We start from the raw sequence: 11860 nt of genomic DNA, 5'->3' as shown, positions 1-11860 counted from the left end.
GTGCGTCGCCGCATCCAGCTCGCCAGGACCTGACGACCCATCTGCAGGCCACGCAGCTGGCTGAGTATCGGGGCACGCGACGACGGCGACCGGCCGGGCCTTCGACGACGTGGCGGGAGATCTACACCGTACGACTCCACCTGATCGCCACCATCTTCACCTCGGTCCCTGGCTGCTGGCGCGCGCCGGCCCTGGCCGATGGCCCGCGGGGGTGGGACGCGGCTGATGCCGCCGTGGGACGTGACCTGAGTCGCAGGACGGCCGAGCGAGCGCCCACGGACGACCAACTGGCCACGCTGCGCCGGGAGAGTCTACCGCCGCGGTCCTGTCGGGCGGCGGCACTGGTCTCTGCCCTCGCACGGACGCGCCGCTCGTCCCGGTCGGCCTCTCCTCCATATGGGCCTGCGGGCCGCTGCACCGCCACGCCCTACTCCGCGGCCGAGGCCCTGCGGACGGCGACGCTGCGGCCGGCCGGGTCTTCGGGCGGAGCGCGACTGGCTCGCTGGAGCCCGGCTAACAGCTCGCCGACCCACTGACGTGTATCGACGGCGACCCGTTCGACGACTTCGACACGCTGGTGCGGACGGAGTCGGTGCTGCGCGGTCGGATTGCCGTTCGCGCAGGCCGAGTTGGTGGCCGCCTACGGCGGGGAGCGGCGTCCGCGCTCCGCGGCGGGAGCTACGACGCACGGCGAGGAAACTGGCAGGAGGTGGGCCGGAGGCTGCGCCGCGACTCGTTGCTGCGACCTGGAGCACTGAGCGCCCCGAAGGGGCGCGGGGCTGTGACGACGTGCGGCTCCGCCGCGTGGGGCGCGCCCCAGCCCTCGCGTCACCGTCTCGGTGACCAGGACCGGGGCGGCGACGGCGACCGGCGGCAGGGCCGGCCAGCCCCGCGGGCGTCGTGGCCGCCTCCCCGCCACCTAGGTGTCTGTGCCGGCGCCAGGCCGTCCCGCCGGCTCGAAGGGCTGCCCGGGCCGCGGCACGCGCGTACCGCGCCCCGGCCCGGCGCGCCGCCACGGCCGCGTGCGGTCGGCCGGCTCGGCCCCAGGGGTGCGGGGCGAGGTTGAAGGTGCCCCAGTGGATGGGGGAGCAGACGCCCCGGGCGGGGTCGCCGCCCTGGAGGTCGAGGTGGGCGCGCAGCCTTCCTCGGGCGTCATATGAATGTCGGGCCAGATCCACACCTGTTGTAGCTGCCTGCCCCGGCTGTGTTGCACATGGATGTCGGACCACATCCACACACACTCCCTCGGTGACAGAGCGTCACGTAGGTGAGGTTCGCCCAAGGCCAGACCCACTGTCCAAGTAGAGTAGGGTTGGCCAATGCGATGACGTCGTAGTGGTCTGCGCAGAGCTTCGCGAGCTAGAGGAGCTGGAAGCGAGGGAATCTCTCCTCCCTGCCGATGCTCCGCGCGCCCTCCTCTCCATCCGCCTCTCCGTCCTTACGGACGAGACCACTTCCCCAGTACGTCAAGAGCTGGACCTTCGGCGCTTCGCGCTCCTCGACGCTGCCGCGTCGTCGGCGTCGCCCCGAGACCTCAACGTATCCGCACCAAAGTCCACGCAGTGGAAACGACCCGAGTTGGGCGACTGGATCAACAACAGGGCCCCTGAGTTCGACCAGATTCTGTTCTGGAAGCTGGACCGCTTCGTCGCCGCATCTCGGACCTGCATCTGATGATCGAATGGTGCAAGGAGTACAGCAAGGTTCTTGCTGCCGACAAGAGACCCCATCGACCTGTATACGCCTACGTGCAAATGATGGTGACGATGATTGCTGCATGGCTCGCATCGAGCCGCAATACCGGAATCCGCCTTGAGTCGCTTTGGAAGTACACGCGCACCACGGATCGGTGGCTCATTGGCAAGCCGGTCTATGGCTACATGACGAAGAGAGCCAGACGGTCGAAGGCTCGTGTCCATTCCGTTTCGCAAGCAGGGTGTTGCGCTGGATCTTCAGCATGCTCATGCGTGGACGGTCCATGTACAAGATCACTCAGATAGTGAACCGGGCGGGCGTCCCCTCGCCTTGGCGGCGGGAGGTGGGTTGCGGCGAATCTTACGTCGATCTCACTAATCCGGCTCTCAAGGGTGTCCGTGTGATCCGCCCGCCGAAGGCCACAAGTAAGGATGTCTCTCGCATCGTCTATGACTCGGATGGTCACCCGATCAGGCTCGCTCCTCCCATCTTCACCGACGAGGAGTTCGATCAGCTTCAAGACAGGCTGAAGCAAAACGCCAAGTACGGAGCACGCAAAGGCACTAGAGGTAGCGGGAAACAGCTCTCACGCTTCCTGGGGGTCATTCAGTGTGGCAACTGCCAAGCCAACATATACAAGCATGTCACGAAGAAGAAGCGGAAGGACGGAACAACGAGGTCTACCTCTAGGCTGCGTTGTTCTTCGTACACCAAAGAGCCGTGTGGCGCCCCAAGCTTCGATCCTGACGAGATGTACGGCGCCCTTGCCGACACAGTGCTTGACGAGTTGGGCGACTACGAAGTCATTCATCGCGAGTACGCTCGTGGCGCTGAGAACTTGGCCCGCGTCACGGAGCTACAGGGGTCAATCAAGCACTACATGGACGGACTCGTACCCGGCGGGGCCTTCGCGGTCGGAGGGTTCATCCAAAAGCAGGCCGAGGAAGCTCTTCAGAAGCTCGGCGCCGAACTCTCAGGTATCGATCCAGAGAGCACGCAGGATAGTTGGCACTATCGATCTATAGGCGTCACGTATCGCGAGCACTGGTCAAACCTGGGCATAGACCAGATGGAAAAGGACCTTCTTCGAGGCGGCATCACGTTCTTGGTCCACACAGACCACTGTGATCTGCTAATCCCAGACGACGTGAAGCAGCGTCTAGTTGTGAAGGATGACTACTTCAAAAATCTGAAGTAGAAGCATAAATTCCCCGCCGCACCTACTGGTGCGGCGGGGAATTTTTTAATGCTTGCGTACAGCCACGAGCTTTCGCTCGCCCACACTACTCACTCTGTAAATATAGACCTTTACAACACTCTCACCCGCGCCCTGGATCCCAACTTCGCGGCCTTTCATCGAGGTTAGCGACACCGAACTATCATTCATCTCGGAGTCCGCTTGCTACTCCCCAGAAGTCGAGTGCGATGGTTCCGGCTTCTGTGCTGCTGAATCCCTTCTGAACGGCGTGCTGCCGGATTTCTGCGGCGCGGTCTATGACCTTTTTGGCGTCGGCTACGGCAAGTTCGTATGCGATGTCTCGCATTGCGTCGGCCATGTTTCCGGTGAGGTCGTCGAGGTTCTTGGCGAACTCGTCAGGATCGGGCATTTCGTTGTTCATGGTCATCCTTTAGTTTGGTAGTTGAGTAGATGGAGGTAGGCGGTAAGGGCTTGTTGGGTCATGGCTCCGTTGCCTGCGGCCTTGAGTTGGTGGGCGCGTGTGAGTCCGGGGACGCCGGTGATCCATTGCGGTGGTAGGCCCATCATCCATTCGGCGAATGGTGCTGCGAGTCGTCTTCCTCCGCGGGGGCCTAGTTCGACGGGCATGGGTGCTGGGTGTCCTGTGATGACTTCCCATCTGTGTACGGCTGGGCCGTATTCGTCCCACCATTCTTCTGGTGAGTGGTAGTTCATGGGTGGGGGTTCTGCTGTGGGGTCTATGGAGAGTAGGTGTGATACTTCGTCATCGAGGGTTGGCCCGTGTCCTCCGGCTTTCCTTTTTATTGGGTGTTGGGGTGCTCCGTTCGTTCCCAAGTTTGCTGTTGGTGTTTTGAAGAGCTTGTGTGCTTTCGCCTTGTCGAAGAGTCGGGCGATTGCGGTGACTAGGTCGTCTCCTCCGGTGCCGGCGCGCTTCTGTTTGGCGTAGTCGGGTCCGCGGTGGGCGTCAGATGCTGTGGGTGTTGGTAGGTGTGGCGATGCAGAACCAACGGTCGCGATGGTGGGGGGGCTCCAGCCCCAGAAGCGCGATAGCAGCACCAGCGTGCGTCATACCCGATCTCGGCCAAGCCCCCGAGTACGGTGGGGAGTCCACGGTTTCTGAGGGCCGAGACGTTTTCCAAGAAGACGAGTTCGGGTCGTAGTATGCGAATGCCTTCGAGGATGCTGAACCAGAGGCTTGACCTTTCGCCATGGAGTCCCGTTCTTCGTCCGGCGTGACTGATGTCTTGGCAGGGGAATCCGGCTGTGATGACGTCTACTTGGCCGCGTAGTGATGGCCAGTCGATGTCTCGGACGTCGCCAAGGTTGGGTGCGTTGGGATAGCGGGCTTGGAGTATGAGGCTTGCGTGTGGGTCGATTTCGGCTACGTAGGTGATGCGGTCGCCGATGAGGGATTCGACTGCTCGGCCGAGTCCGCCGTAGCCGGCACAGAGTTCGAGGATGGGTATGGGGTTGTCCTTCATGGTCGAGGCCCCAAGGGTTGGGGGTCTTTGGGGCCTCGGGTTGGGCTAGTTACTGGTGAGCTGGGCTGTCACATCGGTGGACTTGTGGATTTGCCAGACCTGTATTTTGAGGTTGGGGCCGTAGCGGTTACGGAGTCTTTGGATGATGTGGCGGGCCTTTTCCTCGGAGTTGGCTAGGCGGTCTGCCTGCCAGGAGGAAGGTGTTTGGATGAGAAACTGTGAGGTCATCGAGTTGCCTCCTTCTTGCGTCGCATGTCGATCTTTGTGTTCAGTCGCTCTGTGAGGCGTTCTATCGCGCGCTGTAGGCGTTTCTGGTCTGCACTGCCGTGTGTCGGTCTGTCTCCGTGGAGGTAGGCGCGTTCGATCGCTGCTTGGTAGTCGTCGGAGAGTCCGTTGAATGCTTCGTCGATGTCCCAAATGCTGATGGCTACGCTGCGGGGGTCTGCGGCGACTCGTAGCAAGTCGTCGCGGCCTGGCATGACTTCACGCTGGTCTTCGTTGTAGTAGGCGTGTTCCAGGATTTTGCGGACTTCGCGGGGTGTGTAGATCCATGCAGCGGTTTGGTAGGTGTAGTGGAGGCGTTCGGCTTTGCAATGTTCGAGGCCGATGCCGCGGAACACGTTGTATAGGGCCGCAGGGTCGTAGCTGTGGAATCGGTCTTGCGCTTCCCAGTATTTGAGAAGGATGAACTGTTGGATGTCGTCGGCTTCGGTGTAGGGGTTTTCTCGTGCGAGCCGTCGCGCTGCCCTTCGCGCGGTGTCGATGATGTCAGGGCTTACATGGGTCACTTGTAGCGGTCACCCTCCACGATGAACGATCCGTCTGAGCGGACGGGGATGATGTGGGGTGTGACGTGCTTGCCCTGCACGTACGCGATGGCGAAGGAGCGTTGCCAGTTGGCGAGTCGGGCCGGTCCGAGGTAGGTGGCCTTGCGCACGTCCATGAGGTGCCCGATCTCTACGCCTGTGAGGGTGTGGCTAGCGGATATCCCCGAGGTCTCATGGATGATGCCGGCGCGGTGGGTGTGCCCCATGACGACGGAACGCCCCAACTTACGAGCCGCGTTCAACGCGGTACCGCCTGCATGCCGCGCAAGACTGATGCCGCGTGCATGGCCGTGTGTGGCGACCCATCCAGGAGCGAACTCATAGGTGAGTGGCTTGTAGCTGACGCCGTAGTCGTCCAGGCGCAAGAGCCTGTCTTCTCGGTACTCCTCCGGGGTGTAGAGGGCAGGGGCTCGCTCCGCAAGGTACTTCTGGGGGCGCTCCCCGTGGTTCGAGCCGAGTAGCGTGTACGGCCCGTCATAGCCAGCACGTACGGGTTCGAAGTGATTGCGGCGTGTGTAGTCGGCTTCCTGGTGGACATTCATGCCGTACTCGGCTCGCTTGCCGGCGGACCATCGTGCAGGGGCTGTGTAATCGTTGATGTCGCCGATGTTGATGACTTCGTCGGCCTGCCAGTCATGTATGAAGTTGATGAGTGCTTGATGGGCTCGCTTGTGTTCCAGGGGCATTTGGAGGTCCGAGATGAAGACGATTCGCCTCATACTTCGACCCTCATCCGCTTCAACTCTCGCATCAAGTAGAAGAGAGCTTTCCTGAGGTCTTGTTCCTCGTCGTCTTTTCGGCCTGCGCGTACTAGGTACTTGACTGCGTTTCCGCGGTTGTAGTTGAGGTGTTCGGCGATGTCAATGGGTTCCGCTCCGTTGGAGAATCCTGTGTAGTGTGCGGGACTTGCCACGGGGTCGTGTATCTGTGGTTCTATCGCTAGGACGTCTGGTCCTGCTAGCTCTAGTTCTTTTTCGAGTAGCCAACGGATCTGCCCATTGTCGAACTTCACTGCATATGGGCATCCGCGGTGGACTTCGATTCGGATGATCTTCCCTAGCTGGCCGTTGCAAGACGGGTAGATAGGAGAGTTGGCTATGACCCAATCGCCTTCGGTGTACTGCATGTCAGAACCCTGCCTTCTCTCTTAGTGCTTCGGCTCCGTGCTCGCAATAGAAAGCATTGGTGTCGGACCTGGATGGCATCTGTCGCACGGTGGCGTTCTTGTTGGCCTTCACGATGGTGTCGGCAAGCTGCATTCCTGCGTCGTCTCCGTCGGCGAGGATGACGACTTCCTTGTATCCACGAAGGTGTCGGTTGAACAATCGATTCCAGTTCTGGACACCGGCAACACCGATGGTGGGTATCTCACATTGCCATCCAGTCCACGTGTCTGGCTCCCCTTCGGCTACGGCGATTCGGGAAACGTTGAGAGTGAGGGCCAGGATGTTGTAAATCTTCGCTTCGTCGCCGGGTTCGCGCATGTACTTGCTGTGGCCGAGTGCCTTGCAATCGTGGTCCCCCGTGCACCGGAATCGAATGGCGACGACGCCTTGCATGTTGACGTAAGGGATGGCAAGCATGCCCCGGTAGCGTTCATGGCCCGATGCTGGGTCGGCGACGTACCCGAGCCGAAAATATTGAGCGCTGTCCTGCGACAGGCCCCGCCTCTTCAAAAGCTCTGCGGCGGGCGTACCGGCGGTCAGTTGCTGCTGGTAGGCATTTGCTGCCTGTCCCAAAAAGTCGATCCGCTGTTTCGACGGCGGCGAGAAAATCACATCGCTCCTCCTCCATGATCAGGCCCCAGCTGTCGAAGCTGAAGTCACAGGCATGGCAGTGGATTACGTTCTGGTCGATGTTGATGGATGCGCTTGCTGTGCGGTCTTGATGCACTGGGCATTTGCAGGGCTGCCACGATCCGCTGTCGCGTCTGGGGGTTTGCCAGTCGGGCCAGTAGTGTTTGAGGACTTCGAGAATGGGCGGCTTGTCAGCGGGTGTAGTAGGCATGCATGAGCCTTGCGGCGAAGGAGCCAGGCAGTACCCATGCGGCGTCGTCGGTTGGTGCACCGTGGCGCTTGTACACGACGCATGTCTCATCACCCGTCCCGTTGTTGACGGCCTGGGCCAGGGCCTCATCCAGGTGCTTCCAGAGTTGGACCCTCGTGACGGACTTGCACTGGCAGGTGCACGGGATACCGCCTATGTCACCTCGGTCCTGCGAGCCGTACACAGATCCGTTGCGCTCGGCGCCGGCGAAGCCGAGGGCCCTCCATACCGACACAACGGAGTTCTCCCATGTCCGGCCTCGTGCCTTGACGGCTCGACCGTTCGGCCGGCCCAGCTTGCGAGGCGTCGGGTTAGCCACTGATGCTCATCCTTTCCGGATCCCAGTCGAGTTGAGCGAAGGTGAAGCCAGACGGGTCAGCTCGGCCTCCGCGGTTTTTCACAGCGCTGACACGAAGGTGGTAGCCCTCAAACTCCGTGCCTCCGCGATGGAGGGTGAGGATGAGCTCGGGGACTCGGCCGACTTGCCCCTTGATCCCGGACAAGGGAATGGGGCTGTTGCCATCGTTGTAGGTCCCGGTTACGTGATGGAGGAGAAGGATCGCGCTTTCGGTTCGCCTTGCAAGGTCATGGAAGAATCCGCAGAGCTCATCGAGCGCTGCGTATCCTTCGCCCATCTCGGGGGCGTTGACATTGGTCAGGTTGTCGATGATGCAGAGGGCTGGCCAGCCATGGATCATCGCGAAAGCGCACATCTCCTCTTCGATTTCGTTCAGGTCGGGGGCTGCGTCGAAGTTCCAGCGGATTTGAGTCCTCGTCAGTGCCGCATCTATGGTTTCCGTTTGACCTTGTTGGATCGAGGCCTCAACGTTGACGGTGGTCCATCCTGTGACGCTCGCTGCGGCTCTGACGTACTGGGTGTAAGCGTCGCTATCAGCGCTGAAGTACAGCGTCTCAACTCCGCTCTTAAGCGCGAAGTTAAGAGCAAGTGCCGACTTTCCGGTACCAGGGCCGGCAGCGATAAGGCAGAGCTGTCCGCGGCGAATCGTGACGCCCAAGTCATCTAGCGTCTTGAACACCGTGGGGAGCGCTTCTCCTGCGTCCCCTCGGGTGCTCATCGCTTGGGTGAGTGTGAGTATGCTGCCCTCCCCAATGAGACAGGGGCGGCATCCATGGAGGACACCACCCCTGTTGGGATGTACACAGTTAATCTTTAGGGCATAGCAAAACGACTACCAGGGGGCGGGGCCTGCTCCTTCGGATGCACCCCACGGAGGCGTGGGGCTCTGAGGTGCTGCCTGAGTGGGTGGCGCCGACTGAGCTGCGGCCGGCGGCTTGGTGTACTCGGCTACATACAGCTTCGGAGGTGCCATTCCTCCACTGCTCTCCCCCACGCGGGCAAACGTCACCTTCAAGTAGGCGCCCGGCTGGGGGCTATCGGCTGCTTCCCCTGCTCGCCGCATGGCGTCGCCGATAGCCTGAGACATTCGCTTGGCCGAGACGTAGAGCGAGCGGCGCCCGTCGTCGCCTTCTCCAACGCTTTCGGGGGTGGCGAGGATGATGCGTACCTGCATCACCGGGTTACCCTTTGGGTCGAGTTTAGGGGTGTCCTTCTTGTAATCCTTGACGGGGAAAGGTTCGCTGATTTCCTCTATATATCCCTGGATGCTGTCTCCGGGGGTGACGAACTTGGCGTAGTGGCTGGGCGCTGAGGGTGCGAAGAAGTTCATGTGTGATTCCTAGGTTGGTTGTCGATGGTGTGAATGACGGTTGCGCCGAGGCTGCCTATCTGGAAAGCGGCTCGGGCTTCCTCCAGGAGTGCCGCGTAGCGCGGGGCTGCTCGAACGAAGGATTCAAAGTTGGGCCCAACGGTGTTGGGTGTCTCACCGCTGAAGGTGAAGGCGAGTTCAGGTGTTGCTTGGAAGGTAATGGTGAATCCGGCATGCTGGGAAGTCATTTGGCGCCTTTCGCCTTGCAGAACTGGGCGACTCCGCACGCTGCGCAGTGGTCGCCCGGATTCGCTAGGTAGATCCCATGACGCTCTGCCGCATCCATGGCTGCGTACTGCTGCTCTAGCCAGTGCTGATCGATGAGTGTCAGGTCGATGGGTTCGCCGGGTGAGCCGGCCTTGGGAGATCGACCCAGGCGTGCGCACTGGAAGTAGTCTCCCCAGGTGGCGTTGACCTGGTACATCTCCCACAACGCACGTCGATACAAGGCCAGTTGGAGAGCTGAGCTCTGCTTCTTCGTGCCGGTCTTGATGTCGCGGATGCTCAGGCCGTAGGGGGTGACGAGGACCTGGTCTATGAAGCCGCGGACGGGCACATCCCCGACCTTGACTGCGAACTCCAGTTCGATTGCAGGTCTGGAGTCGGGCGTGATCCAGATCGTCTCTGCGGCGCCAGCGTCCTTGGTGTACGCGATGTAGTCGATGACCTGGTGCTCACCAAGGGCCCGCCTGTCGATCAGGTCCTTCTCGGCTTTCTTGTATCCGCCGGTCCGCCACTTCGTAATATCAGGCTCTATCTTTCGAGCCTCAGCGGCCTCTACATCCCAGGTCTGATGGTAGTGCGCCACGGCTTGCGCCGTGGAAATGGTCCGGCCGGATAGCTCATACAGCTCGATTGCAGAGTGGACAGTAGTGCCCTGTATGAACCATCCGGCCGGCGCCGAAACGCGGTTTTCAACTCTTTCTAGTCGGTAGGCTTCGCCGCATTTGGCGTAGCTTCCGTACAGCTGGCTATGACTGCGCGACCTCGGCGCGGCAGTAGATGTCCGCAAACCGCTCCCCTCCGTTTTCCGGCATGTACTCGTAACCCTTCAAGGAGATGGTTCCGAGCAAGGTGTAGCCATCGAGTACGGCTGCCCTATGCGTTTCGCGCTGTCGCTGGTCGGTCTTATCGCAGTAGTAATGCACCATGTGGGCCCCCTCTTCGTGCTCAAAAAGCATGACCATTCCTGCGATGGCCGTCATTCCCCCCAGAATTCGAGTAAGCTCCGGGCGAAGGTCAAGCATGGAGTCGTAAATCGCGGCAACCGTCATTGTCGTATCCACTACTACCTATGGCTCCTGATCTATGGCCGAAACAGGCGTCGTGTCACAGAGAGGGCGGGCACTCTGGCTGAGCGCCCGCCCTCGTCCGCAGTTCTCGATTTTTAGTTATCCCCCGGTGACTTACGGTACAGCTTGATTACATCTTCGGCAAGATCATGATCCTCGGGAAGTATCACCACGAAGTCACTATGATCAGGCCTTCGAGGAACATACTTCCACCCATGCTCTTCGGTGTATTCGAGAGTATGAGTTGCCAGCCCCTCAATCCACTCTGCATGGGCTTCGGCATCTGCCGCTGACAGTTCGTGAGGCTGCTTCATAGCTCGCAAGTGAAGCCGCAGCGCACGAGCTGGCCTGGCGTTGCGCCACGTATTGCCAGTAAGCGTCTTCTGCCACGGGAGCGGAAGAAGCTCCCGATAGTTGATCCGCGGCTCCTTATACTCACTCAGAGCTTGGCTTACGGCTGCCTCTGAAGTCCCAAAGAACCGGGCAATCTCCGCCTGATTCTTAAACTCCCTCTTTGCGAGAGACCGGAACATCTCCTCTGGGCGCGGAAGTAGACGCGGGTAGGGCATAATGATTCCCCTTCGGATAAGTCGGCTGTTGTATCACTCTCTACCCTCACCAGAGAAATTCACCACCACGTGTAGCAGCCTGTGAAGCAACGGCACGATCTACGGGCATCAAGGCACCCATGAAGTTGGGCCCGCACCGGATCAGTATCGGATCACTCGGAGAAGTGATTCTCATGTCTAGTAGCGGAGTTGTACCCTTGGGGGTCTTGATCTTGCCGAACCGCGCCAGAAGTTCCGGATCAAGCGCTAGAAGTTCCGGGATGCTTGGTTCTTCCCTCTCCAGGCGCTCCATGAGTGCACGGCACCGATCCCATACACTCCGGTCATAGGAAACGCTTGCTGTTCGGTCGGGGATCACTTCTTGCACATCGACTTGCAGGCCATTGACTATTAGTCCGTTGTCCTCCGGAACATCTATCCTTACCTCTCCCTTCGAGGCCCGTCCTACCTTGTCCAGGCGGGATAGGTCCTCCCGGGTGAGATCACGGCTTACAGGCCGTACGACGCCTCGTGTGGGGCCGAGGCTAGGTCGTCCGATAGTGTAAGTATCGGTGGCGAGTAAGTAAGACTCTTCCCCGCTAAGGTACATCTTTGCAGCCGGTATCGGCGACCTAGCCGGGGTAAAGATCAAGGCGTTCCATGCAGCCTTGGCGAATTCCGCACCATCGATGACGAAGCTGATCACTCTCATGCACTCTGAGCGAGTACAGGTGCACAGTCAGCATCTGCTGCGTAGCGATCTGCCATATTGTTCCAGATTGGCACGCAAGGCCCGATCTTCCGCCACTCAAGCGGCGCGTGTCTGAGTCGGCCCATGTCTGGGAACTCCGTCGGCCGCCGCAACGAGAATGCCCTTGCTTGGGATCGCTGGCGACGCCTTTTCTCGCGATACTTCATTTTTTCGCGTTCTCTGCTACTCATAGCCCCCTCTTGGTCTCCCGACGGGTCGGCCAGTTCCGCCCAAGACGGCTTCTTCAGGGTGAGAACTAACCGACGGGCCGAGTCATCTAACACACGGGATAGTC

The 11860-nt window shown here is 60.4% G+C and carries 13 protein-coding genes and 2 pseudogenes; 2 read left to right on the top strand and 13 right to left on the bottom strand.

Annotation, left to right across the window (positions count from 1 at the left end):
* Positions 1-943: 943 nt before the first annotated feature.
* A pseudogene (locus tag ABD794_RS05680) lies at positions 944-1171 on the bottom strand (MBL fold metallo-hydrolase); the annotation flags it as partial.
* Between the two features lie 164 nt (positions 1172-1335).
* Between ABD794_RS05680 and ABD794_RS05675 the strand changes: the two are divergent.
* Positions 1336-1674, top strand: coding sequence for a recombinase family protein (locus ABD794_RS05675; RefSeq protein WP_344961221.1), 339 nt, complete (start codon positions 1336-1338; stop codon positions 1672-1674).
* Positions 1675-1849: 175 nt separating this feature from the next.
* Positions 1850-2893: a recombinase family protein gene (locus tag ABD794_RS05670; protein ID WP_344961218.1), complete on the top strand. Its 1044-nt coding sequence runs from the start codon at positions 1850-1852 to the stop codon at positions 2891-2893.
* Between the two features lie 181 nt (positions 2894-3074).
* On the opposite strand, the gene ABD794_RS05665 is transcribed toward ABD794_RS05670, so the two are convergent.
* From ABD794_RS05665 to ABD794_RS05615, 12 genes and pseudogenes are all read right to left on the bottom strand, one after another.
* Positions 3075-3320, bottom strand: coding sequence for a hypothetical protein (locus ABD794_RS05665; RefSeq protein ID WP_344961216.1), 246 nt, complete (start codon positions 3318-3320; stop codon positions 3075-3077).
* Positions 3321-3795: 475 nt separating this feature from the next.
* The gene (locus tag ABD794_RS05660) at positions 3796-4374 is read right to left on the bottom strand and encodes a DNA cytosine methyltransferase (protein WP_344961214.1); all 579 of its coding nucleotides are present in this window, start codon (positions 4372-4374) and stop codon (positions 3796-3798) included.
* Between the two features lie 224 nt (positions 4375-4598).
* Positions 4599-5162 (bottom strand): hypothetical protein, encoded by a 564-nt coding sequence (locus tag ABD794_RS05655; protein WP_344961212.1) that lies wholly within the window; start codon positions 5160-5162, stop codon positions 4599-4601.
* Complete coding sequence (locus tag ABD794_RS05650; RefSeq protein WP_344961210.1) at positions 5159-5887, bottom strand: hypothetical protein; 729 nt, start codon at positions 5885-5887, stop codon at positions 5159-5161. The genes ABD794_RS05655 and ABD794_RS05650 overlap by 4 nt, the downstream gene beginning before the upstream one ends.
* 29 nt (positions 5888-5916) lie before the next feature.
* Positions 5917-6327, bottom strand: a complete 411-nt coding sequence (locus tag ABD794_RS05645; RefSeq protein WP_344961208.1) for a DUF3310 domain-containing protein — start codon at positions 6325-6327, stop codon at positions 5917-5919.
* A 1-nt stretch (position 6328) separates the two neighbouring features.
* A complete protein-coding gene (locus ABD794_RS05640) occupies positions 6329-6979 on the bottom strand; it encodes a toprim domain-containing protein (protein WP_344961206.1) in 651 nt (216 codons plus the stop codon).
* A 28-nt stretch (positions 6980-7007) separates the two neighbouring features.
* A pseudogene (locus ABD794_RS18585) lies at positions 7008-7208 on the bottom strand (CHC2 zinc finger domain-containing protein); the annotation flags it as partial.
* A gap of 350 nt (positions 7209-7558) precedes the next feature.
* Positions 7559-8284 (bottom strand): ATPase domain-containing protein, encoded by a 726-nt coding sequence (locus ABD794_RS05635; RefSeq protein ID WP_344961204.1) that lies wholly within the window; start codon positions 8282-8284, stop codon positions 7559-7561.
* A 153-nt stretch (positions 8285-8437) separates the two neighbouring features.
* Positions 8438-8935 carry a hypothetical protein gene (locus ABD794_RS05630; RefSeq protein WP_344961202.1) on the bottom strand — a complete coding sequence of 166 codons (498 nt, stop codon included), beginning with the start codon at positions 8933-8935 and terminating at the stop codon, positions 8438-8440.
* A 223-nt stretch (positions 8936-9158) separates the two neighbouring features.
* Complete coding sequence (locus tag ABD794_RS05625; protein WP_344961200.1) at positions 9159-9986, bottom strand: PD-(D/E)XK nuclease family protein; 828 nt, start codon at positions 9984-9986, stop codon at positions 9159-9161.
* Entirely contained in the window at positions 9946-10248 is a 303-nt protein-coding gene (locus ABD794_RS05620; RefSeq protein ID WP_344961198.1) for a hypothetical protein, read from the bottom strand. The genes ABD794_RS05625 and ABD794_RS05620 overlap by 41 nt, the downstream gene beginning before the upstream one ends.
* 633 nt (positions 10249-10881) lie before the next feature.
* Positions 10882-11520, bottom strand: a complete 639-nt coding sequence (locus ABD794_RS05615) for a hypothetical protein (protein ID WP_344961196.1) — start codon at positions 11518-11520, stop codon at positions 10882-10884.
* Positions 11521-11860: the final 340 nt, after the last annotated feature.

The sequence above is a fragment of the Streptomyces thioluteus genome, assembly GCF_039535865.1.
This window is presented reverse-complemented; position numbering and strand designations above follow the sequence as displayed.

Excerpts from the sequence above, each read along its gene's own strand:
- ABD794_RS05665 (WP_344961216.1), bottom strand. The coding sequence starts at position 3,320 with ATGACCATGAACAACGAAATGCCCGATCCTGACGAGTTCGCCAAGAAC.
- ABD794_RS05660 (WP_344961214.1), bottom strand. The coding sequence starts at position 4,374 with ATGAAGGACAACCCCATACCCATCCTCGAACTCTGTGCCGGCTACGGC.
- ABD794_RS05650 (WP_344961210.1), bottom strand. The coding sequence starts at position 5,887 with ATGCCCCTGGAACACAAGCGAGCCCATCAAGCACTCATCAACTTCATA.
- ABD794_RS05645 (WP_344961208.1), bottom strand. The coding sequence starts at position 6,327 with ATGCAGTACACCGAAGGCGATTGGGTCATAGCCAACTCTCCTATCTAC.
- ABD794_RS05630 (WP_344961202.1), bottom strand. The coding sequence starts at position 8,935 with ATGAACTTCTTCGCACCCTCAGCGCCCAGCCACTACGCCAAGTTCGTC.
- ABD794_RS05620 (WP_344961198.1), bottom strand. The coding sequence starts at position 10,248 with ATGACGGTTGCCGCGATTTACGACTCCATGCTTGACCTTCGCCCGGAG.